Genomic DNA, 22,565 nt, shown 5'->3' on the forward strand with positions numbered 1-22,565 from the left:
CCGGTTTATGGGGGGAAGATCAGAAGGTTAGTGACTGCCCATGCGGTCCAATCCCTTCTCCGCCAGGTATCCGGACAGCAAGTCAGCGATCTTCTCGTTGTTGAGATCGGAGAAAGGAAAGTGGGTGTTGCCCGTGACTCCGATATCGGGAAGATACAAAAGCTCGGCTGTTCCGCCATGCGCATTCACTGTGTCTACAAACAGCTTGGCGGTAATGAAGATCTGCCGCCACGCCTCCAGTGGGGCGCTGGAGGCGGGGTCAGTTCCCTGTGGGATATTGTCGCCAAAAATGATTTGGATCGGGATTGTTGTGAGCTTCTTGAACTCCGCAAGCGGTACTTCAATTGGGGGGACCACTGCCGGAGGCGGGGCCTCTCCTTCAGGGAATACGTATTGCACCCCCTCGTAGTTCACGATGCCCTTCACCTTGTCGCTCTCAAGCCGGGTGAGCCAACCTCGTCCGCCGGAAGCTGAATGCGTAATGAGAGTTGCCTCACCAATTCTCTCAAGCAACTCTGCAACAACCGTCGCATCTCTATTCGGGTCTTCCGTGCGCATATCGTCCGGCGTCATCTGGCGGTAGTACTGATTGAGCGACTCTTTGTCCTGAGGAAACTGAACACCGGGGAAGTAGTCTGGCCACTCGCCCAGGCGGTAGAGGTTGAAGAAGAATTGATCCTGAGTCATGGGCGGAATCGTTACCATTTCGGTGCTCGTTCCGGCTCGGCCACGCCGCGGCTGATCGATAATGTAGGTAGAAAAGCCGCGACGCACAAAGATGTTCTTGAAGCCATCCCGTCCGTCAGCTGTGGATTCCCACGTCTTGCCAGACTGCCCCCCACCATGCCACATCACGAGCGGGTACTCTCGAGCCCGAATGGGAATCTGGTATTGAACGTAGGCATGATCTCCATGGAGCGTTTGCCCTCCTGGGGGCGCGGGGAATCCCGTGGGCTGGAACTCGCCAGGAGTCTCGATAACGGTTCCTCCGACCGCGAAGCTGCCCTGATCTTCCAGAATGATTGGCTGCTTCTGGCCGCTATCGGAAGCCGACGATAGGGGTGCGCCCAGAACAGCGACTGTTAACAGGGTCCCGACAAGGGTCACGCGACGGTTTTTCCTAGTGCAAATCAGGCTTACTCCCAAACCGTGAAAGCCATCGCGTTACCGGTCCCCGCAAGCGACCGATAGCAAGGCACATAGTCGATAAGGCTCATCGTTAGTCCTGCATCTCCCGCAGCCGCGGCCACCGGAATCCAATTCTTCACTTCCGAGGTCCCCGATTGATAAAACGTCTCCGGCCATTGCAGGAGATCCTCCCGACTATTGTTTTCCATCGCTTCCAAAATCGCGCGATCGAACTTTTCATCAACCACGAAGTGCGAGAGCCCCCCGGAGGCAATGATCGCGACCCGTGAATCGCTTTCCCAACTCTCGATAGCGCGCCGTAACGCGAGTCCAAATTCATAGACACGTTGCGCTGTAGGCGTATTGGGCGGATAGAACGTATTGACAAAAACCGGGACGTTCGGAATCACGTTCTTTTGCATGATCTTCTGATAAACGTAGCCAAACGCGTGCGGGACTCCGCTCATCCAATCACACGACTGGGGCATCGTCGACAGTTCAGTTACATCGAACCCGTCAATCATCATTCGCGCGATAATGTGCTGGCCGAGATCGGCCTGACCCGACCACTGCGCGCGTTCACTGCCCCAGTAGCCCGGAGCCGCCTTCGGAATCCCGGGCGGCATCTTGGCTAGCTGTTCAGGACTTGCAGGTATGTTCACGATCTCCTCGCCGGAGTAGACAGCAAGACAAGGCATGTTCTCTTTCGTAAAGGCCTCCATTTGATCGTTACCAACGATGACTGCCACGTCGGGCTGCACCCTATTGAATGTCTCCACCAAGCGATCAACGGCTCTGTGGCAAGCCTGAAGCCTCTCGTTCTGCACGTCCAGGGTGATCTGCTCGGCGAGGCCCTCGTCGCGCCTGAGTTTCACCAATTCGCCGAAAGAATGGGAAGCCCCCTGATATGAGTGAGTTTGAGTCTTGTCGAACTCTACCCTCTCATTCCAGTACTCCGGCTCCATCAGCATCATGGGCCCATGAGACGTGCCTATTCCCAGGACAATCTTAGCCATCGCTTTCTCCTAGCTAAACTTTGCGGTCAATTTAGCTGGATCCAGCTTGAACAGTTTGACCGTGTTCTTATACAGAACGTCCTCTTTCTCTTGCTCTGTGAGCCAATCAATGTCCTTAACGTATCTAGCGACATCATCCATGTTGTGCCCGAAATCCGGATGCTTTGTCGACCCTACTCCAGGGCACTCAGCGCCAAATAAACTCTGCTCGGGACCGATCACCTTAAGCAAGAATTCAACAGCTTCGGGTGTGTAGAGAACCGTATCGAAGTAGAGCTTCTTGATTCGCTCAGAAAACCACTCTGATCGCGGCCCGTACATTGAAGGCGCACTGAATCGACCTAACTGAAAGGGAATCGCACCGCCGCCATGAGACACTATTATCTTGAGATCAGGGAAGTCGACAAAAACATCGGAGTGAAGCAAACCGTATACCGCTGTGGTTTCTTCGTTAATGAATCTTAAGCTGTACGGCTCCCGCTCCGATTTGGACCCGGTGCCGTGAATATGGGCGGGAACGTCCAGTTCACAGAGTTTTTCATATAACGGGTACCAGTACCTATCCCCTAACGCCGGCGGTTCGACACCCGAATTCTCGTACGGATCCGGATTTAGCAAACAACCTTTGAAACCCAGTTCATTGACAGCTCTTTCAAGCTCGGCAATTGCCATGTCCAACGGCTCACCTGCCGCCTGGGGTAGACCTGCTACGCCTATGAACCGATCGTACATCTGGGTTTGACGATAAATCATGTTGTTGTTTTCTTCGACAAACCACTGCACCAACTTCGATGGTTTTTCACTGTGCATCATCTGAAAAGGTCGGGGAGATAGCAACTGCATATCGGTCTTCACCAAGTCGATATAGTCCATGTGGCTATGATCTGACTTGTGGAACTTTTCCTTCTCGACTGATTCTCTGATCTCATCATCAGTGACCGACACTCCCCCCCGACCATGCGCCCCTCGATGCGAAGTTATCAGCGCTTTATAGGCCCATAGTTCCGCGGGCGCGCTTACATGTGCGTGGCAGTCAATAATCATTGTTTTTCTCTCATTCGATTGATCTCAAAAGGGGGGTGATGAGGTCATTTCGCGCTATTCAGATTCCGGGAGAGCAAGAAATATCGTAATCAGTCCGAAAGATCCAGCGAGCCTGAAGGCAAAGGCGGCGGCTCCTTCCAAGCTCGGGCTGTAGTACATGAAATAGCCCCCTTCGGCAATAACCGTAAAACTGAGTATCAGAAGCCCGAAGGTTAGGCCACAACCCGCGACGGCCCACCGTTTCGCCCTTGCGAACTCCTCTTTGGATGCGTTGACATGCTTCAACATTATCGCGCCGCCAACGCATCCACCAAGCGCCGCGACGATCTTCCCCAGAATGATGAGCAACACTCCGGCCCATACAACGACTGGATTTGTTGTCTGCCACGGCTGACGCAATGGCTCTGGTACTTGCGCCATGCTGGCCACATTCTCTACTGATCCATAAATGGCGGGAATCTCCAGGAAGTTGCTTATTGCTCCGGCCACGCCAAAGAGACCGATAGAGAACACAAGGAATATTTTTACGTAGCGAACCATCACTCCTCCCAGAAGGCTCGATCAATCTCCATGCTCGCTCACGAAATGGCCCGAAGAAATCAGGCGCATCACCTGGCGGCATTGGTGCCGAATATTCTGCCGTTTACGAGAACATCTAGTATGGCATTTCCCCCTAGACGGTTTGTTCCGTGAATGACGCCGGTAATCTCGCCTACCGCGTAGAGTCCTTCAAGTGGCGTGCCGTCGGCTTTCAAAACCTGGCCTTCCAAATTGATGTTTACGCCGCCCATAGTGTGATGGGCAGCCGGTGCTCTCTCCTGAGCATAGAAGGGTGGGTTTTCGAGAGGCGCGGTATAAACCACACGCCCAAATTCATCTGGAGTTTGGGCGAGTGCGTGTGCATTGTAGTTCTCGACGGTCTCTGTCAAAGCCCTCGCAGGCACACCAATCATTTCCGCCAACGCCTCCAAGGTGTCTGCGACATAGGGCACCGGCCTGAAAGTTGGTAGCTCGTCCTTTTCTATAGCACCCGTTACGTCAGAGGACGAGACAACGAATATAGATCCACCAGTCTGTTCCAATATCGCTGCAGCCATCCGATCCCTACGTCCGTCCTCCCTGGTAAAACGTTGCCCTTCCCTGTTTACAAAAACGGAAAGGGTAGTTCCAGGAAGGTAGCCGCCGGTATACCCGGAAACAGGGTCAACAATGTGAGCAAGCTGGATCTGCCCCATGTTGACCAGAGTCGCTCCGGCATCACGCGCCATAAAGAGACCGTCGCCGGTGATAGTGGCTAGGTTGGTAGTTATCAAGGTGGGGCCGAGGTCAGACCACTGCCCGCCTTCGCCGTATTGTTGGCGTAGCTCTACATTGCCGGCGAAACCGCCCGTTGCAAGGATGACGTTCTTATTGGCGTATAACGTCACTTTGTTGCCGTTTTTACCCAGAGCATTGACGCCTACGACTCGATCGCCATCCATAATCAGGCTCTTGCCTGTGGTCTCCAGTAAAACGGTGGCGTCCTTGTCTTCAAGGAAGTTTTCGAAAGCTAGTAGATAGGCGGATCCTCTTGCTCGAACAGGCCGATGGGCTCTCGCATACATGGCGCCGGGACCTGACGTCACCCCATCATGAAATTCGACGCCCATGTTCTCCAGCCACTTGACGGTGTCGTAGCTGAATTCTGTCATCTGTCTAATATGGGGTATCGAGCCTAACTTATCTCCGCCATTCCAGGTTTGCAGCGCATGCCATGCGGGACTGTCAAACATCGTGTGATCTGTTTGCAGGTAAGCCTCATACTCTGCCCTGACTTCATCCTGCAGGGCTTTATGCTCAGCGCTAACTGGCGTTTCGCTCAAAGCATCGGTAATCAAAGACTCCACCCCAATTTGACGCTCGTCGAAGTGATAGTGCGTTTTCTCTTCAGGGGTAGAAGAATTGAATGCCCCACCGGATATTGCAGTATGACCGCCTGTAGAGCCGCCTTTCTCGACTACTATGACGCTGGCGCCGGCCTCGACTGCCGCCACTGCTGCCGACATACCTGAACCACCACCGCCTACTATGACGACATCTGTTGTCATCTCCAGATCTTCTGGAGTGGGTTTCTCTATAGGTGTGGCAAGCGCTGCGGCATCGCTGACCCAGCCTGCCTCAAACTGCTGCCCCTCGCCGCTGGCAGTGAGGGACAACGCCAGTACCGACGCTAGGGTCAATTGAGGTAGAAGTTGCTTCACAGTCGTCCTTTTCATAACTCGGTGAATGCAAGCAAGGCTGTCTTTCACAGGCTGCAGTCCCCGCGAAGAATGCTTGGAATCCCGCCGCGCTTTTGACTCACCTGCGGAATCTTGTCGGGACTCACCGCAATATCTGGGAGCCCAACTCCACTTGGGTGACCACCTGCAGGACCGTTGTTTACGTTTCTCCCACCTTCCAAGCGCCCTGGAGGAATTATACATCAAATTACTTTATACTTAAAATGAATCTGGATGGTGGACGAGATGTTCAAGACCCTTGGGCTCAAATGGGTGTTGGTGCCGACAACCCTAGTGTGCCTGGCCATCGGTATGGGCTCTCCCAGATCAGTCGCAGCGGAGGAAAGCGACGGCGAACCGGTGGTCATGACCCTGTGGTGGGTTATTTTCAACTACCCGGAAAACTGCTCGGATGGCTCATGTGGCGCAAACGACCTCGCAGATGAGCCGGGGCTCGCGGATGATAAGAAAGTCAAAGCTTCAGTGGTGTACGGCACTGGCCAGGTGACCGATGAGGAAGGAAAGGTGATGCTGGTCTCTTCCCTCTACCCCACAGACGCTGACCTTGGTGATTCCGGGCCGGCACCCTTCAGTGACGGGCTACTGAAGCCGTTCGGTAAAGGGCTACTGAACGTTACGGGTGCCAATATCCATCTGGTAATGCGCAGCCATGGACCGGTCATCGATGAGTATTTGGATAAGCAGCTCACAACCGTGGTCGACCCCGGCTGCCAGGCTAAAGGGGGACCCAACGAGTGCAGATACATCTACGGCGCTGTCCACCCTCCAGGCCAGGAGAGGGCCGATGTCATTGTCTTCGGCAAGCCTGGCCAGGTGATCGAGGGGGCCTCATCCACTATGTTCTGGGAGGACAACGGCCTTAAGGCCATAGTGCGCACGATTGTTGATTTAGAAGGCAGGGCCGACAATCAGAGTACCTCCCAACAACCGAACAGATACGAATGAGTGACCAACCCTGTGCGCCGCGTAATCCGCGTTGGCCTGGAGCGAGTCCATCAGTCGGGTAAGTGGGCTGCGTCACGATATGAAACTGGAGAAGCGTCTATGACCGTAGCGGCAATGACCAGATTGAGATTGAGACGAATAGTCGCACTTGCGATCCTCCTTATTACTCCGACCCTGCAAGCTCAAGATGGAAGCCCGGAATACGTCGACCTGAGGTTCGTCACCGTCGCGAGTGATCAGCAAACTGAATGGGCGCCTCTACTTCGTAAAAGACGCGATGTCGTCCAAGAGCAGGGAATGGCATTCTTTCATGTGTTTCAACGATTGCGAGGTCCATTGGGTGTCTATCTTATTGTGACTCCGCATACCCCGGTGGGCACCCCAGCGAGCGAACGGGCCAACACCTATTGGCTTGAAGACCTTCAGAAAACGGTTGCCAGCCAGTCTCTCATTACAGCCATAAACTACACGGGTCCGCCAACGAACAGCTGGTCGCATCCAGCCGAGCCGTTCATGCTTGCTCGGCGATTCACCGCTGCTGCGGACCAAAGCAATAGTTATGGCCAGTGGTTGGCGGGCGAGCTATCCCCGGCGTACAGGGATGCCGGCGTAGACGACGCCCGAACACTTCGAGCCGTGGTGGGCTGGGGCCCAGGGACCTGGATTCACCTCACTTTCATGGACAGCTGGCCAGGCAAGAGGCTAGGCCTGGACCAAAGCATGCTTAACAGGGGCGCTGCAATGGTTGTGGGCGAGGAATACTACCTGTATTCGTTTCGCGAAGATCTGAGCTACACGGCAGACTGACTCAACACCAGCCAGACTTCCGAACTCTCGGTAAAGACAATGTATCAATGTCCACGCGCCCCCCGAAGAGTGGCTTCTTGGATTGCTTTGCTGGCCGCGTTCTCAGTTGGCTCGGCGGTCGCGCAATCTCCTGACACTACTATCGAGTCAATCGTTTCGTCAGATAAGTTTGAAGAGGCGGTAGCCTACCTTCGTGCGGACCATGAACGCTTTGTAGAAGACATTATCTACATCAATGAAATCCCGGCGCCCTCATTCGGCGAGGGTCCGCGCGCCAAGGCATACCGCGATCTGCTCCAGTCCCATGGGCTTGAGGACGTAAGAATTGGTGCGGAAGGTAACGCGATGGGTGTCCGTCGCGGTTCTGGCAACGGTTCCGTGGTTGCTGTCCTCGCGCACCTGGACTCTTTTTTCCCGAAAGGCACTGCTGCAAAGGTCAGACGAGAAGGCAACAAGCTGTTTGCTCCGGGCGTCGGTGACCCTGCGCGTGGTTTGGCCGTGATTTTGACAATCATCCGCGCTCTCGACCATGCGGACATCGATACGGAGAGCGATATTCTGTTTGTTGGGAATGTTGGAGAGGAGGGCTTGGGGAATCTGAGAGGCTCGAAGCATCTGCTGCTGAAGGGGTCCTACCGCGACAAGATCAAACAGTTTGTCACGATCTGTGGGCCGGCGGGCGCTCCCGGACAATGGCCGATTACCAACGCTGGTATTGGGCAACTTAGATACCGAGTCGCCTTTAAGGGACAGGGTGGCCACAGCTTCAGGCATTTTGGTCGCGCGAATCCGGCTAACGCCATGGCAGAAGCGATCTCCCGCGTTGCGGCCATCCCCGTTCCCGGCAGCCCGAAGACCACCCACAACGTCGGCATCGTATCCGGCGGTAGCTCCGCGACTTCGATTCCCGTCGAAGTGACCATGGACGTGGACATGCGCTCCGAGTCCGGCGAGGAGCTAGCTCGACTCAATAGAGCGTTCCTGGCGGCGCTCGACGAAGCTGTAGCGGCCGAAAACGCAAGGGCGTCCCAAACGGAATCCTCGGTCGAGGTAAATACGGAGCTGGTAGTTGATCGTCCCGCCGGATCTACGGCGACCAGCTCGCGCATTTATCAAATCGCAGCAGCCTCCGCGGAGGCGTTTGGGCTCGAACCCGTAGCCAGAACCGCGCCTTCCGATGCAAATGTGCCGATGAGTTTGGGCATTCCGGCAATTGCGATTGGCCCAGGTCACGTATACAGCGGGCGATCGCTTGAGGCATGGACGGACGTTGATCCAGAACTAACGCTCGAGGCGAACGGCATTGTGCTGGCAACAGTGCTTGGGCTGGCGGGCGTTTCCAATTAGAAGACACTGATCTCTAGCTTCAGCACTTAATGGCTGCGCAGCGCCGCCTGATTGGGTCAGTCGGGCTGCGCGCACTCTGTGGAGCTTTAGGCCGCTACGGTTAGATGCTTTGTCAGTAATCGCTGAATTAGAGGGATCGAGATAGAGGCAACAGGAAAGGCGACGAGAAAACCGAGCCCGGCGCTCTTGATCCAAACGACCATAAAGTCCTCAACAAAACCGACATTCAGGATCACTAGCACAAAAGACATGGCAGTTGACATGACCACGCTGACTGAAAAGCCAAAGATAATGCCGTAGACCTTCTGACTCACTGTCCTCACTAACGCACTACTCCTGCTTTAGCGACTCCGTGAAGCGCGAAGCACTTTCAGTGTCGCATCCGTACGGGTGCATCGGCGTATCGTCGGAAATGCGGCCGAAGTCTCGGTATCCCTGGTACGGCTCTGAAAGGTAAACGGGGTCTTCGACCGTATACTCAACTCGAAGCGTCTGACCATCGTCCCGCGAGATATAGCGCTCCGTAACGCGCTTCTGGTCACTGGCAGGAATGTCGCTTCCCTTAATGGCCGCAATACCAAGCCCCCACAGCGATGCAGGATACTCGCTGCTTTCAACCACAAGCACGTCCCCATCGGTCCGGCCACGGACGGACCCGAATGCCCCCGTCGGCTCCGCCTGCTGCGCCTCTGAGCCCAGCGGAACCTTGCGGACCACCTGGTAGATCTCATGATAGAGAATCACTTCATCGTCGTTTATGCGAATATCAAACAGAAAGTTGGGCACATGTAGAATCGTCGGCAGGTTGACAGGCTCACAGGTGTTCGCTGGAGAGCGTGCATCGTCATAGTTGTCTCTCGCTTCCTGGCCCGCGGCGCTCAACGACATCGGGAACCTTTCGCCAAAACCCAAACCTTCCCAGCGACCCGCCAATCTCTGTACGCCCTGAATGTGGGCGTCCAGCTCAGCCGCTTCGTCAACTTCCCGGCGCTCACCCAGGACCGTGCCGTCCGCCTTCCTGTATGTGAGCCCGAACACCACGCGCTTTTCGGGGTCCCGGCTAGGCTCGGCCCGCACGTCAACGATGTCGCCGCGCGCAAAAGTCGTCCGGTCGAGCCCTTGCCGTTTCAGCGTCGGCACCGCGCTGCCCTCAACCAACCATCGCTCAGTCGAACCATCTTCGGCCGTTACCTCAAGAATGAGGGCGGCGTGGGGGCTTCGAAACCGCCATTGCACGACCTTGCCAGTAATCGCCACCGTTCTGCTCGTATCGTAGTGAGCGGTCTTTGAATGGTGGGCAGACGCAGCCGAGGCCAGCGCCAGGAGAACGACACAAGAAAGAAGCGATGGGTTACGCATAGCTGCGCTCCTTAGATCTTGATCTAAGATAAGAATAAACACACACAAATGACGCCAGCACGAAGCCCGCCATATTCACATAGGGTGCGGAAGGAACCAGTGAGTATGGAAGCAGCAGCGCTAGACCGCTACACAGCAAGAGCGCGCTCAGAGCAGTAGAAATCGAACCAAAGCAGTATTTGGCTAACGCGAGGCAAACTACCCAGACGCCAAGAATTGCCGACAGAAATACCAGCACTACATTACCAATGTCGCCCTCAAACAGCAGCTCCGGTGAGTAAACGAATAAGAATGGAATCACGAATGCGACCCAGCCTAACTTGCAAGCGGCCAACGATGTTTGAATCGGCTTGGCGTCGGCTATCGAAGCGGCAGTAAACGCTGCAACGGCGAGCGGCGGAGTGATCATAGACATACAGCCGCAGTATAGAACGAAGAAGTGTGCGGCTTTGGGTGATACCCCTGCGTTGATGAGAGCAGGAACCGCGAGTGCAGCCAGAAGCAGATATATCCCGGTCGTCGGCATTCCCATTCCCAGGACGATGCAAACCACTCCGGTCATAAGAAGAAGTAGAAACGTACTGTTGTCACCAAGCTGTAGCAGAGAGAAAGTGATCCCAAATCCCAAACCGCTTCCTTCGACAACGCCGAGAATAATTCCTGCCATTGCACCGATCATTATGATGTCGGCACTTGCCACACCAGCTCTGCCCAAAGTTCGGCCGATGTCTGCCAAGCGAACCCTGCTTCCCTTGTAACCCCGGACAAGTCCAACTATTGACACTGCTACGCAAGCGGCAAGCGCCGCCTCCTCAGCGCGTCGATTCAACATAAAAAGCCACAGCAGCAAGACAACGAACGGAAGAATAAAATGCCACCCCTGTCGGAAGACCTCTCCAGCGGGCAACAGTTCGCTCGATTCCAGCCCCAGAATTTTTGACTTTGCTGCTTCCAGATCGATCTGGACGAAAATTGCCAGATAGCACAATACCGCGGGGATGATCGCTGCCAGAAACACGTCCTGATAGGGCACCTCGAGGAACTCCGCCATCAGGAATCCAGCCGCCCCCATCACCGGTGGTGCAAACTGCCCCCCAGTAGAAACCACGGCCTCGATTCCACCTGCCATCGCCGGTCTGAACCCGGATCTCTTCATTAGCGGAATCGTAATGACGCCGGTGGCCGCCACATTCGCCACCGCGCTTCCTGAAATACTGCCGAATATACCGGAAGCAGCTGCGGCAGTCTTCGCAGATCCGCCGCGAAACCTGCCCATGACCGCGTTCGCAATGTCGGTAAACCACTGGGAGCCCCCAGTGACGGACAATAGTTGGCCCATCAGTATGAAAATCACGACAATCTTCACTACCACCGTAAGCGCCATGCCCGGAATGCCCACGCTGTCCAAAGCAAGAAATCCCAAGAGGCTGGATAGGTCTTTGGATTTGCCCGCCAGCGGGCCTGGGACCCAGTGCGCGACTAGTCCGTAGACCACAAAGACCAAGGTAAGGCTAAACAGCAGGGTTCCTGCGGATCGTCTTAGAGCCTCTAATGCGAGGGGGATCAGTACGGCTCCGATCACCGTTGTTTCAGTCGGCAGGTAAAAAAAGTCTGTGGAAATTACCGGGTACCTGATCGCCGCATACACGCAAACGATCACCGAGCACAGCGCAGCCGACAGGTCATACCAGCGAAGAGAGTGCGCCCTTTGACCGCGCGCAGAGATTTTCGTGAAAACCAACCACAGGCTCACCCCGAGAACGACTATCAGTAGCTGCTCGGGAAAAACGACGAGGCCGACACGACCAAATAGGTCGAAGGCAAGTGCGACGGCGGTGAGCACAATCACCACACCGGCAAACCGGTCGACCTTAGATTGTGTTTCGCTCTTCATGACCATCTTGAGTGGCGCGAGCCCTCCGACCCAATTGGTTGCGCTTCATTGACGAAAGGTTCGGGGGCCTGCGCGAAGCCGATCCCGGTCAGTTAATTCGGACTAGCGGCAGCCCTGCTTCTTTGAAGTAACTCAGCGCACCAGGGTGATAAGGGACGACCTGAGGCCTGGAGATTCCCTCCGCATCGTAGAGCCGCATCAACGGGCCTACCGATCGAAACTCGTCTGAATTTTGGTGCAGAGCCTTCACAACACGGTAGACCGTGTCATCGAGAACATCCGCTCCGGACCACAAGCCGTAGTCATAAGCCAGGGTTGCGAATTGCTTCGCGGCACCGTCCAGATTCGGGTTTGGGCCAATGGTGACGAAGTACGCGCCGGGCAAGGTGTCTCTCAGCTTTACCAAACTCTCCGCGCTATTGTCCATGGACAGATAGCGCAGCTCTTCGCCCAGGGTTGCCCGAATCTCCTTCACCACCCCAGAACCGACAACGACCATTACTCCGTCTATTCTGCCCTCCTTGAACAGCTCCCAATGGCTCCGCATGGTCGTGGACGGAACGGGAACAACGTCTTCGTAAGTCAATCCTCCATTGGCGAGGAACGCCCTGTGCACCCCCGATGCCAGCGGTTGACCGGGAAAGCCTGCAGCAACCCTGCGCCCCTTGAGATCCGCAAAGCTTCTGATATCGGAACTCTCCTTTACAAGAAAACCTCCGCGAAAGGGCATCAAACTTGCCACCAACCGCATATTGGGCTTTGGCCTGTCATTCGGGGTGAACTTTCCCTGCATCAAAAGTGCGAATTGCGACAGGTTGCCAACTCCGAACTCAACTTCTCCGATATCCATGAGTGGCGCGTATCGGGTGCCGCTGGAAAAGGCCTGCGTTCTCATTCGCATGTCTGTGTGTCTGGAGACAATGGAAGCGATAGTGGAACCTATTGCGGGATTTGCTCCGCCCTTGGTTATTCCAATGCCCAGTACCTGTGCCTCAGCTCCTGCGACAGCAAGAAGGGCGATGAGTAATGAAGCAGTGCCTGATCTAGGAAGAGACATTCGCTAACCTCGGCGGCCCATCGAAGTTAGTCAACCTGCATCATCGGGACTATCTTTTCCTTCCATTCCTCTGCCGCAGAAAAAGTCGATTCGGCTGGCCGTAGGTCCCAATACTCTGGCTGGAGCCCGGGCGGCTCTTCGCCGCGCTCGACTGCGTCAGTGGCAGCCAAGAGTAAACGCCGAGCGATAGAAATTGCCTTGTCGGCTGGGCCCAGGTGCTCCTTGGTTCGATCGACGATCGGCCCCATACTCTCCTGAACGGCTCTGTCCTGTTGGTTGATCCCTTTGATCCCGGTGAACGTGTCGGTTCTCTGTACGTTGCGATTAATCAGCCAGTCGTTGTGTGCTCTGCGAATCGATAAGAAGTTGTTTTCAGCGTCAATGTGCTCAGGATCGTTGCCCCCTCCGCCATCGACAGCTTCCGCTTCGCTTCCTATCGGTCCCTCATAGCTGCGGTAAAAGTTCCACACCATGCAGTGATGGTCGTCAACCGGCACCCAGAAATGCCCGTGCACATGGTCCTTACCCGGGCCAGGCGGTCTCAATTGTGTAAACGGCATGATGAAGTGGTAAGCCCTTACGTAAAGATCATTACCCTCCTGCTGCCTGATTCCGAAATATCGGTAGCCATAGGACGTTTTATCAAGCTCGAGCTTCGGTGCGCTCTTGATGGCAGGAGAGTCAACAGGAATACCTTCCTCGGATGGGTTCTTCTTGAGAGCCCGATGCAAGATCGAGAAATGGGAGGTGTCAATCCCACCCTCCAGAGCCTGTAACCAATTGGACTCTTGAAGCACCTTACTCACGTAACGCCGTTCCTCCGGCGCTTGGGTCCACTCAAACTTTGGCTCGGCGGGCACAAGCTCTGGGGGGCCCATGTAGGTCCAGATGATTCCTCCAAATTCGACGGTGAGGTAAGACGTTGTGCGAATCTTATGCGCGAACGATCTGGGTTCGTTCATTTGGTCTATGCACTGACCCTTCACATCGAACTTCCAGCCGTGATAAACGCAGCGTAGCCCGTTGCCCTCATTTCGGCCAAGCCACAATGAGGCGCGCCGATGCGGGCAGTATTCGTCAATCAGGCCGATGTCACCGTTCGTCGCCCGAAAGGCCACCAGATCTTCCCCAAGCAGCCTGACTCTCACGGGGGGACCATCGGGTTCCGGCAGCTCAGTAGAAAGCAGCGCCGGCATCCAGTACCGACGCATCAGATTACCCATGGGTGTTTCTGGGCCCACCCGCGTTAGCCGTTCATTTTCTTCGCGTGTAAGCATGTTTCTACCCCTCAACTGCCTCAGTGACAGCCTCCCAGAAGCACCCGCTGGAAGTCTAGTTTAGTTGCAATAATAGCATTTATTTTATACTTTAACTATTCTTTCAGTCTTGAAGCTCGGCGCGGCCGAAAGTGGCGGAATAGTCTCCGGATTCGCGAGGACTTAGACTAACGAGTGTTGACCATAGCGGTCATATCAGGAGCGTACGTGCGTAAGCCACCCAACGGATTAGTCCTGCTGGTAGCTATTGCCTTGAGCGGCTGCAGCGACCGGAACGAGGGGCCGCACGCATCCAGCGCGGTTGAACGGCCAAACATACTATTGATCGTGGCGGATGACCTCGGCTATGCGGACTTGGGTGTCCACGGGAGCGCTATCCAGACCCCTAACATTGACGGGCTCGCGGCCGTGGGTAGGTTGTTCACCCATTTTCATACAGCGCCAACTTGCGCGCCAACGCGGGCAATGTTATTGAGCGGCAACAATAATCACGTTGCCGGTATGGCTCGCCAGAATGCGCGAAGCCTGGCCGGGCACTCGGTGCCGGGGTATGAAGGAAGTCTGTCAGACCGCATCGCCCCATTGCCCCGGTTGTTGCGCGATGCTGGTTATCACACTTACACCGTCGGCAAATGGGATTTGGGGTTGACCGCTGATACGAGCCCGCACAGTGCTGGGTTTACACGCTCATTCAGTATGCTCGAAAGTGCGGGCTCTCACTTTGACGATGTCGGGTATCTCGAGGGCGGCTCCACCTATTGGGAGGACTCGGATTTCTCTGAATACCCGGTCGGTCGTTACTCGACAGAAGTCTATACGGACCGATTGATCGAGTTTATTGACTCGAACAAGGACGACGGAAACCCGTTCTTTGCCTATGCGGCCTTCACTTCGCCCCATTGGCCTCTGCAGGTACCCGACGAGTACCTGGATTCATATGCGGGTCGCTACGACGATGGCTACGATGCCCTGCGCGCAACGAACTTTGCAGCCCTAAAAGCGGCCGGCATTATTCCGCTGGAGTCGTCACTGCCACCGCGCAACGAAGCGGTTACGCCTTGGGAAAATCTCAGTTCTGACGAGCAACGCCACGAGTCACGCAAGATGGAACTGTATGCGGCTATGGTAGACAACCTCGACGATCACATCGGTCGACTGCTGAGCTATCTTAAGGAGCAAGGGCTTTACGAGAATACGTTGATTGTATTCATGTCAGATAATGGCGCTGCCGCTGAAGACTTCTACGATTTCGGCCCGTCTACTGAGTACCTCCGGGCAAACTTCAATAACGACTATGAAACGATGGGAACAGCTGTCTCGTTTGTTTCATACGGCGTGCCTTGGGCAGAAGCTGGCTCCGCACCGTTCATGCGGCATAAGGGTTCTACGCGCCAAGGTGGGATCGTTGCGCCTATGATCATCGCGGGGACTGGCGTTTCCAATGTTGGCACCGTGAATTCCGCCTACGTAACGGTGATGGATCTTGCCCCGACGTTTCTCGAGTTCGCGAAAGCGAACTATCCGGACGATGGCACTGTACAGTCAATGCTTGGCAAAAGCATTGCCAGACTGCTTGCCGGAGAAACAGACACCGTCCACTCGAAGGAATACGTAACGTCCCTGTATCACTTCGGTCGCGCCTACTTGCGGCAGGGTGATTGGAAGATCTCGAATCTGGGGCCGCCGTTCCAAGAGGCTGATTTCGAGCTTTTCAACATAGCGTCGGACCCGGGTGAGACTAACAACCTCGCTAAATCACACCCAGCCAAGTACGAGGAGCTGGTCGGACTCTGGAAAGTGAAGCGCAGAGATCTGGGGATCGTGCTGCCGCAGGATCTGTGAACAGCTGCTGTTTTCCGGGTGGTCGCAGCTCCTAGGTCGCCAGCATCGGCTTGTAGCGATCGGAATAACTGTAGATCAGGAAGCCATTGACGGCCAAGACGAACAGGCCGGGGGGGACATTGTCCAGCAGAAATACCGTCCACAAGAACATGTGCGCTGTGTAAGGCAAGAACATAATGACGCCGAGAGCTGCGGTCCTCGGTATCAATATCAAGATGGCGCAGCTTATCTTGAAGATGGCCATAAACTGGAACAGATAGTTCGTCTCTTGAATGGCGCGGAAAAACGTTACCGCTTCCGCAGGCGCATCGTTGGGCAAATTGTTGGCCATGCCCAGGAGCATCAGGGTGCCGGAGACCAGGCCATACAGCGCCAGAACAATGCGCAGCGCAATCGTCGTCTTCCTGAATTTGGGTTCGTTGGTCACCTGAGTAGAATTCATTTTGATCTCCGCGCCTGGCTAGGACGCTTCATACTTAATGGCTCGCTGCGCCGCAAAGCAAACCAGCATCGGCAAACCGAAGATCATGAACATGATTGACGGTTGGATGCCCGTATCGAGAAGTACCCCCGCGAGGATCGGAGCAAGCACTGCACCAATGCGGCCCACCCCAATAGCGATACCAATACCGGTTGCGCGCAGCTGCACGTCGAATATCTCCGGAGCCACCGCGTAGAGCCCGATTATTGACCCGAACAAAAAGAACCCGAGGCCAAGCGCGATGACGAAGGCGGTCACTAGTTCGCCGCTGAACAATCCGAACAAAGCCATGAAGATCGCCGTAGCAACCATGTAAAATCCGACGCCTCGCTTCAGTCCAAGTCGACCGGCATAGAACCCAAGAACCAATGCCCCGATCGCGCCGCCGATGTTGAGCAGGACTGAGCCAGAGATGGCCGCGCTCATGGCGTAGCCCGCGTCGGACAAGAGCTTCGGCGTCCAGCTCATCGTGTAGTAGAAGCTGAACATGACCAGGAAGAAAGACAGTGAGATCAGAACAGTTTTGGTCAGGTTTTCACCGGTAACTAGCTGTCTGTAGTTGCTGGCAAACCCGCCGCCGTCAGTTACCGTCGCCTCAACCGGGGGCAACGTTGTAGCGGGTTCGAGTTTCAGCTTGCCAAAGATGCTATTGATACGCTCCAAAGCGTTTTTTCTTCGGCTCGATGCCAGGAAGTCTATTGACTCAGGCAGCACAAAAATGACCACTGGCAGCATCGCCAGCGAGATCAACCCGCCCAACAAAAAAGTCTCGCGCCAACCAAAGTTGGCAATTAGGTAAACGGATAGCAACCCGCCAATCGTAGCGCCCACCGGATTACCGGTTTGCAGTATGGTTACGGCGAGACTGCGGCGTTTTCGGGAAGAAAACTCAGACACCAGCGTATTCAGGCTAGCAATCATGCCTCCGACGCCAATGCCGGTGATGAATCTAAAGACCGCAAGTGCATCTTGTGATGGCGACCAGTAGGAAGCGAGCATGCCGAATGTGATAAGGGTAAGAGACAGGATCACGATCGGCTTTCGCCCCACCTTGTCCGCAATTGGTCCCACAAAGAAGGCGCCGACCCCCATACCGAATAGCCCCGCGCTCAACAGGAGCCCGATCTCGCTGTTCGACAATCCCCATTCCGCTGCCACTGCCGGGGCGGTAAAAGACATCACGAGTATGTCAAAGCCATCAAGCATATTCAGGAAGGTACAGATCCCAATCGTCAGGATCTGAAACCCTGTCATCTCGCGGGTTTCTATTCGCTCTTGTAACGCCGCCATATTCTTATTCCCGTTATAGCTGGTCAGATCGCCAATATTCTCTTCTGCTGCCGCTCACGCTTTTTTGTCGAGTAGTCTTGAGATCCGCGGTCATGCGCGAAACCAGCCGCTCGCGGTCGTGCTACTTAGGATCAGCCGCAGCAGCAGAAGCGGACTGCCGCGCCTTCAGAAGTAGAGACTGCAGGCGCGACATCTCTTTCTCGTTGAGGCCGCCAAAGAGTTCCCCCAGCCAGCGTTCATGGTGCTTCGCCATCTTGTTGAATTGTCTACGACCCTCTTTGCTGAGCTGAATGTAGAGGACACGACGATCGTGCTTAGCTCGATTTCGCTCCACCAGACCACTCTTCTCGAGCCGGTCGATCACGCCCGTAACGTTGGCGTTGGAAACCATGAGCTCACGCGAAAGCTCTGACATCGCCAGCGGGCGGTCGGCACGTTCCAGTTCCGACAGGACGTCGAACTGAGGCAGCGTTCTTGAAAAGTAGGACCTGAATCGGGAGCGCAGGTTCTGCTCGACGACAATTTCGCATGAAAGGATGCGCAGCCAGGTTCTGACCGCCTCCTTATCTTTGCTATTTGCTGTATTGGACATGGGATTAGGACGTCTCGGCACCTGAAATGCCGGATAGCTTGCCACGCAACGCCCTATAGAGCAAAGAATATTTAATCTTTAATAGTTTAAGTATATAATAAACCAACAAGTCTATCAGTCCCCACTCGCCATGCGAACATGGTTTATTCGCCCCGACCGTCTCGGCGATCGGATTCAGAGCGTGGCCGTTCCTTGCGAGATGCGTGAAGCTCTGGAGGAGTTAGTGGATGTGGCGGCCTAAAGAGCGCATCAAGTATCAGCCGCAACAGGGCACGTCGCCTACGCGGGAAGAGGCGGCGTCTTCCATGCTGTTCAGCCCAGTCGATGCGGGCCCCTTGCAGTTAGCGCAGCGGACTTGGGTCCCGGCCATGGTTCCGTGGCGTGCATCGGACGACGGTTTTGTGACGCAGGATATCCTCGATTGGTATGAGCGTTATGCCCGCGGCAAGCCAGGGGCGATTGTCGTCGAGGCGACGGGAATTCGTGATATTCCAAGCGGGCCATTGCTGCGCATTGGGGACGATCGGTTCATACCAGGTTTACAGGAGCTTACCGACACCGTCAGGCAAGCAAGCGCCGGCGAGACAAAGGTCTTGATTCAGCTCATTGACTTCCTCCGCATAAACCGTCGTGCGCCTGCGGAAAAGTACTTCGAACGCTTCTTACAGGTTACGGATAGGCACCGCGCTTACTTCTACAATCAGTTGAGTGATGATGAAATTCGTTTGAAATTGCGCGAGTTGACGGACGATGCCCTTGTGGAAGTTCTCACAGATCGTGAATACGAGGCCTACGCGTTCGGTTACCGGGAGCGCGTCACAGACACTCACCTGCAGCACATAAGAGAACTGCCGGATGTGCTGCCCGGACTGTTTGCGGCGGCAGCCGAGCGGGCCAAGAAGGCTGGCTTCGACGGCGTCGAGCTCCACTATGCCCACGCCTACACGATGGCCTCATTCCTTTCCGCACTGAATACGCGCGACGACGGCTTTGGTGGTGAGCCTGAGGATCGAGTCAGGCTGCCACTAAACGTATACAACGAGGTGCGAGACAGGGTCGGGGACGGCTTCGCAGTGGGATGCCGGTTTCTGACCCGCGAGTGTATCGACGGCGGGAATCAGCCCGACGACGCGGCGTTCTTTGGGGTTGCGTTCGCGCGCGCCGGCATGGATTTCCTCTCTCTGTCGCGTGGGGGCAAGTTCGAAGACGCGAAGCAGCCAAAGGTCGGCGCGGCTGCGTATCCGTATACCGGCCGAAGCGGGTACGAGTGTATGCCTCAGTACATCTCCGATGAACGCGGGCCGTTCGGCCGTAACGTTCCAGCTACCGCCAAAGTCCGGGACGCTGTTCGGGCCGCGGGCTATGAGACACCAGTTGTTTTGGCGGGTGGAATTCATGGATTCGAGCAGGCGGAGGGCCTTCTACAGAGTGGTCAGGCCGATATCATTGCTTCAGCACGCCAATCGATTGCGGATCCGGATTGGTTTCTGAAAATGCGGCTCGGACACGGTGAAGATATTCGGCTTTGTATCTACTCAAACTACTGCGAAGCGCTCGATACGCGTCACAAGCAGGTGACTTGTGAACTGTGGGACCGCGAGGACAAGAATGCCCCAGGCGTGAAGCTGTCGAATGACGGCAAACGGCGCCTTCTGCCGCCCGAGTGGAAGGCGCCGCTATCCAATAATTTAAATAGGAACTAGGGTACTTCTGATGCGCCCATCGGCTCCTTTCCGCTTACCCGCCAAAGTTTGGCGCGGACAAGCGTAACCAAACTGGAAAACGGAATGGCTAACGGACTCAAGATCGTTTGCCTCGGTGGAGGACCAGCTTCGCTTTATTTTTCGCTTCTGATGAAAAAGGCGAACCCCGCGCACGACATAACAGTTATCGAAAGGGGTGATCGTGATTCAACCTGGGGGTTCGGCGTCGTCTTCTCCGACGAAACTCTCAAGGGCTTTATGGAGGCTGACGCGCCAACCTACAAACGAATCGTCGAGCAATTCTCCTATTGGGATGGAATCGATACGAAGATACACGGCAGGACGATCAACTCTCAGGGCCATGGTTTCTGTGGCATGTCCCGCCTCAAGCTTCTAAACATCTTTCACGATCGCTGTGACGAACTCGGGGTGAAGCTCGACTTCGGCAGAGACATTACCGATCTCGACCAGCTCCACATGGAGGATCATGACCTGGTCGTCGCAGGAGACGGTCTGACGTCGATGATTCGTGATGCCCACCAAGATGATTTCGGCACGTCCATAGACTGGCGCCAGAACAAGTTCTGCTGGCTAGCGACGACAAAGCCCGTTGACGATTTCGAGTTCATATTCAGGAAGAACCACCACGGCTGGTGGTGGGCGCATGTCTATCGGTACGAGGAAGGCACAACGACTTGGATCGTCGAGACGAGCGAGAAGACTTGGCGTGACGCAGGCATGGAAGATGCGAGCGAGGAAGACACCAAGGCCTATTGTGAGAAATTGTTTGAAGAGGATCGCGACGGCCATCCGATGATCAGCAATCGCTCTATCTGGCGGACCTTCCCGGTCGTGCGCAACGAGCGGCTGTATCACAAGAACATTGTGCTTATGGGCGACGCGGTCAGATCTGCGCACTTTAGCATCGGCTCGGGCACCAAGCTCGCGATGGAGGACGCAATCACTTTGGCGGGGTATTTCCAAGAGACGGGCGACGACGTATCCAAAGCGCTTGAGAAGTACCAGGACGTGCGCAAGGACGAGGCGGATCGGCTTCAGCGCACAGCCGTAGTATCGCTGAGCTGGTTCGAACGTATCGATCGGTATGCGGAGGTGCAGGAGCCCGAGCAGTTTACGTTCAACATGATATGTCGCTCCAAGCGAATCACGTATGAAAACCTCCGGCTTCGCGACCCAGCCTACGTCGCTGGCGTTGACAAGTGGTTTGCAAACCATGTCAGGGCCACGACAGGCTTTGAAGATATCGATACGGAAACTCCCGTCGTCCCCGTGTTCCAACCGTTCAAGATCGGTCGCATGCGCGTGGAGAATCGTTTTCAGCTCTCCGCCATGTGCCAGTACTGTGCGGTCGATGGCGTCCCGGCCGACTGGCACCTGGTGCACTATGGTCAACGGGCGATCGGCGGTGCGGGACTGCTAAATACCGAAATGATCTGCGTGTCGGAAGACGCGCGCATTACTCCGGGATGCGCCGGAATATGGTCCGACGAACAGACTGAAGCGTGGGAACGAATCGTTTGTTTCGTGCATGCCAATAGTAAGGCCAAGATTTGTGCCCAGATCGGTCACGCAGGGCGCAAGGGCGCGACCTGCGTGCCATGGGACGGCGGAATCGATGAGCCGCTGGAGGAAGGCGCATGGCCAATCATCGCTCCGTCGCCCTTGCCCTATCTGGGCCACAGCGCTATTCCCAGGGAGATGACGACTGCTGACATGGACTCCGTCGTCGCTGATTTCGTTCACGCGGTCGGCAACGCAGATCATGCCGGGTTCGACATGATCGAGGTTCACCTCGCCCACGGTTACCTGCTGTCGGGTTTCATCAGCCCGGTAACGAACAAGCGAATTGACGAATACGGCGGCGACATTGAGGCGCGGATGAGATTTCCGCTCCGCGTCGTTGCTGCTGCCAGAGACGCGTGGCCGGAGGATAGGCCCCTATCCGTGCGAATCTCGGCAACGGATTGGGTTGACAATGGCCTGACAGAGAAAGATCTGCTGAGCGCTGCTCGCATGCTCAAGAAAGCTGGAGTAGACATTATCAACGTATCGACCGGGCAGGTGACCAAAGACGAGGAGCCAATTTTCGGTCGCATGTTCCAGGCGCCGTTTGCGGATCAGATTCGTAACGAGGTAGGCATTCCGACGATTGTTGCTGGTAACGTCTCGACAGCCGATCAGGCGAATACGCTTATTGCCGCAGGGCGTACGGACATCGTGGCCTTTGGCCGCCAGATAATGAATCAGCCCCATTTCGTACTGATGGCTGCAGCGCACTATGGAAATAGGAGCCAATATTGGCCGCCTCAGTATCAGAGCGGCCAGTTCCTCGCTGGTGCACTCGCGGAAAAGGAAAACGAGGAGATGCTCGAACTACGAACTGCTGCTAAACCCCCAAATCCAAGCGAGGCGCTTGCCATAGCCGTCGGGCGGGGTGAGGTGCTGCAAGGCGGCGCATAGGCGGGTCGCTCGAAGGTAGAGTC

19 protein-coding genes are annotated in these 22,565 nt (G+C 55.5%); 6 read left to right on the forward strand and 13 right to left on the reverse strand.

Going from position 1 to position 22,565, the window contains the following annotated elements:
- Positions 1-27: 27 nt before the first annotated feature.
- From F4036_09615 to F4036_09635, 5 genes are all read right to left on the reverse strand, one after another.
- Positions 28-1,107 (reverse strand): alpha/beta hydrolase, encoded by a 1,080-nt coding sequence (locus F4036_09615; GenBank protein MYK37997.1) that lies wholly within the window; start codon positions 1,105-1,107, stop codon positions 28-30.
- Positions 1,108-1,136: 29 nt separating this feature from the next.
- Positions 1,137-2,144, reverse strand: coding sequence for a protocatechuate 3,4-dioxygenase (locus F4036_09620; protein MYK37998.1), 1,008 nt, complete (start codon positions 2,142-2,144; stop codon positions 1,137-1,139).
- Positions 2,145-2,153: 9 nt separating this feature from the next.
- The gene (locus F4036_09625) at positions 2,154-3,188 is read right to left on the reverse strand and encodes an amidohydrolase (GenBank protein MYK37999.1); all 1,035 of its coding nucleotides are present in this window, start codon (positions 3,186-3,188) and stop codon (positions 2,154-2,156) included.
- Positions 3,189-3,242: 54 nt separating this feature from the next.
- Positions 3,243-3,728: a DUF2165 domain-containing protein gene (locus tag F4036_09630; protein MYK38000.1), complete on the reverse strand. Its 486-nt coding sequence runs from the start codon at positions 3,726-3,728 to the stop codon at positions 3,243-3,245.
- 68 nt (positions 3,729-3,796) lie between these two features.
- Positions 3,797-5,650 carry an FAD-dependent oxidoreductase gene (locus F4036_09635; GenBank protein MYK38001.1) on the reverse strand — a complete coding sequence of 618 codons (1,854 nt, stop codon included), beginning with the start codon at positions 5,648-5,650 and terminating at the stop codon, positions 3,797-3,799.
- A 30-nt stretch (positions 5,651-5,680) separates the two neighbouring features.
- On the opposite strand from F4036_09635, the gene F4036_09640 reads away from it, so the two are divergent.
- From F4036_09640 to F4036_09650, 3 genes are all read left to right on the forward strand, one after another.
- Positions 5,681-6,412, forward strand: coding sequence for a hypothetical protein (locus F4036_09640; GenBank protein ID MYK38002.1), 732 nt, complete (start codon positions 5,681-5,683; stop codon positions 6,410-6,412).
- Between the two features lie 99 nt (positions 6,413-6,511).
- Entirely contained in the window at positions 6,512-7,219 is a 708-nt protein-coding gene (locus F4036_09645; GenBank protein MYK38003.1) for a hypothetical protein, read from the forward strand.
- Positions 7,220-7,258: 39 nt separating this feature from the next.
- Positions 7,259-8,566, forward strand: coding sequence for a M20/M25/M40 family metallo-hydrolase (locus F4036_09650; GenBank protein ID MYK38004.1), 1,308 nt, complete (start codon positions 7,259-7,261; stop codon positions 8,564-8,566).
- An 86-nt stretch (positions 8,567-8,652) separates the two neighbouring features.
- On the opposite strand, the gene F4036_09655 is transcribed toward F4036_09650, so the two are convergent.
- From F4036_09655 to F4036_09675, 5 genes are all read right to left on the reverse strand, one after another.
- The gene (locus F4036_09655; GenBank protein MYK38005.1) at positions 8,653-8,880 is read right to left on the reverse strand and encodes a DUF2798 domain-containing protein; all 228 of its coding nucleotides are present in this window, start codon (positions 8,878-8,880) and stop codon (positions 8,653-8,655) included.
- 16 nt (positions 8,881-8,896) lie between these two features.
- Positions 8,897-9,823 carry a hypothetical protein gene (locus F4036_09660; GenBank protein MYK38006.1) on the reverse strand — a complete coding sequence of 309 codons (927 nt, stop codon included), beginning with the start codon at positions 9,821-9,823 and terminating at the stop codon, positions 8,897-8,899.
- A 94-nt stretch (positions 9,824-9,917) separates the two neighbouring features.
- Entirely contained in the window at positions 9,918-11,825 is a 1,908-nt protein-coding gene (locus tag F4036_09665) for a TRAP transporter fused permease subunit (GenBank protein MYK38007.1), read from the reverse strand.
- An 82-nt stretch (positions 11,826-11,907) separates the two neighbouring features.
- Positions 11,908-12,876: a TAXI family TRAP transporter solute-binding subunit gene (locus tag F4036_09670; protein ID MYK38008.1), complete on the reverse strand. Its 969-nt coding sequence runs from the start codon at positions 12,874-12,876 to the stop codon at positions 11,908-11,910.
- A 26-nt stretch (positions 12,877-12,902) separates the two neighbouring features.
- The gene (locus F4036_09675; GenBank protein MYK38009.1) at positions 12,903-14,153 is read right to left on the reverse strand and encodes an aromatic ring-hydroxylating dioxygenase subunit alpha; all 1,251 of its coding nucleotides are present in this window, start codon (positions 14,151-14,153) and stop codon (positions 12,903-12,905) included.
- Between the two features lie 207 nt (positions 14,154-14,360).
- Here F4036_09675 and F4036_09680 point away from each other — a divergent pair, with 207 nt between their 5' ends.
- The gene (locus F4036_09680; protein ID MYK38010.1) at positions 14,361-15,995 is read left to right on the forward strand and encodes an arylsulfatase; all 1,635 of its coding nucleotides are present in this window, start codon (positions 14,361-14,363) and stop codon (positions 15,993-15,995) included.
- A gap of 31 nt (positions 15,996-16,026) precedes the next feature.
- On the opposite strand, the gene F4036_09685 is transcribed toward F4036_09680, so the two are convergent.
- From F4036_09685 to F4036_09695, 3 genes are all read right to left on the reverse strand, one after another.
- A complete protein-coding gene (locus tag F4036_09685) occupies positions 16,027-16,437 on the reverse strand; it encodes a hypothetical protein (GenBank protein MYK38011.1) in 411 nt (136 codons plus the stop codon).
- A gap of 18 nt (positions 16,438-16,455) precedes the next feature.
- Positions 16,456-17,766 (reverse strand): MFS transporter, encoded by a 1,311-nt coding sequence (locus tag F4036_09690; protein ID MYK38012.1) that lies wholly within the window; start codon positions 17,764-17,766, stop codon positions 16,456-16,458.
- A 121-nt stretch (positions 17,767-17,887) separates the two neighbouring features.
- The gene (locus F4036_09695; protein MYK38013.1) at positions 17,888-18,358 is read right to left on the reverse strand and encodes a MarR family transcriptional regulator; all 471 of its coding nucleotides are present in this window, start codon (positions 18,356-18,358) and stop codon (positions 17,888-17,890) included.
- A 227-nt stretch (positions 18,359-18,585) separates the two neighbouring features.
- Here F4036_09695 and F4036_09700 point away from each other — a divergent pair, with 227 nt between their 5' ends.
- Positions 18,586-20,061, forward strand: coding sequence for an NADH:flavin oxidoreductase (locus F4036_09700; protein MYK38014.1), 1,476 nt, complete (start codon positions 18,586-18,588; stop codon positions 20,059-20,061).
- 84 nt (positions 20,062-20,145) lie between these two features.
- Positions 20,146-22,542, forward strand: coding sequence for a bifunctional salicylyl-CoA 5-hydroxylase/oxidoreductase (locus F4036_09705; GenBank protein ID MYK38015.1), 2,397 nt, complete (start codon positions 20,146-20,148; stop codon positions 22,540-22,542).
- Positions 22,543-22,565 lie beyond the last annotated feature (23 nt).

The sequence above is a fragment of the Gammaproteobacteria bacterium genome (assembly GCA_009845905.1).
Classification (GTDB): domain Bacteria; phylum Pseudomonadota; class Gammaproteobacteria; order Steroidobacterales; family Foliamicaceae; genus Foliamicus.

What these genes read in the sequence shown, in the direction of transcription:
- F4036_09620 (MYK37998.1), bottom strand. Translation starts at nt 2,144, where the DNA reads ATGGCTAAGATTGTCCTGGGAATAGGCACGTCTCATGGGCCCATGATG.
- F4036_09625 (MYK37999.1), bottom strand. Translation starts at nt 3,188, where the DNA reads ATGATTATTGACTGCCACGCACATGTAAGCGCGCCCGCGGAACTATGG.
- F4036_09630 (MYK38000.1), bottom strand. Translation starts at nt 3,728, where the DNA reads ATGGTTCGCTACGTAAAAATATTCCTTGTGTTCTCTATCGGTCTCTTT.
- F4036_09635 (MYK38001.1), bottom strand. Translation starts at nt 5,650, where the DNA reads ATGTATAATTCCTCCAGGGCGCTTGGAAGGTGGGAGAAACGTAAACAA.
- F4036_09640 (MYK38002.1), top strand. Translation starts at nt 5,681, where the DNA reads ATGGTGGACGAGATGTTCAAGACCCTTGGGCTCAAATGGGTGTTGGTG.
- F4036_09645 (MYK38003.1), top strand. Translation starts at nt 6,512, where the DNA reads ATGACCGTAGCGGCAATGACCAGATTGAGATTGAGACGAATAGTCGCA.
- F4036_09650 (MYK38004.1), top strand. Translation starts at nt 7,259, where the DNA reads ATGTATCAATGTCCACGCGCCCCCCGAAGAGTGGCTTCTTGGATTGCT.
- F4036_09665 (MYK38007.1), bottom strand. Translation starts at nt 11,825, where the DNA reads ATGGTCATGAAGAGCGAAACACAATCTAAGGTCGACCGGTTTGCCGGT.
- F4036_09670 (MYK38008.1), bottom strand. Translation starts at nt 12,876, where the DNA reads ATGTCTCTTCCTAGATCAGGCACTGCTTCATTACTCATCGCCCTTCTT.
- F4036_09675 (MYK38009.1), bottom strand. Translation starts at nt 14,153, where the DNA reads ATGCTTACACGCGAAGAAAATGAACGGCTAACGCGGGTGGGCCCAGAA.
- F4036_09685 (MYK38011.1), bottom strand. Translation starts at nt 16,437, where the DNA reads ATGAATTCTACTCAGGTGACCAACGAACCCAAATTCAGGAAGACGACG.
- F4036_09690 (MYK38012.1), bottom strand. Translation starts at nt 17,766, where the DNA reads ATGGCGGCGTTACAAGAGCGAATAGAAACCCGCGAGATGACAGGGTTT.
- F4036_09695 (MYK38013.1), bottom strand. Translation starts at nt 18,358, where the DNA reads ATGTCCAATACAGCAAATAGCAAAGATAAGGAGGCGGTCAGAACCTGG.
- F4036_09700 (MYK38014.1), top strand. Translation starts at nt 18,586, where the DNA reads ATGTGGCGGCCTAAAGAGCGCATCAAGTATCAGCCGCAACAGGGCACG.
- F4036_09705 (MYK38015.1), top strand. Translation starts at nt 20,146, where the DNA reads ATGGCTAACGGACTCAAGATCGTTTGCCTCGGTGGAGGACCAGCTTCG.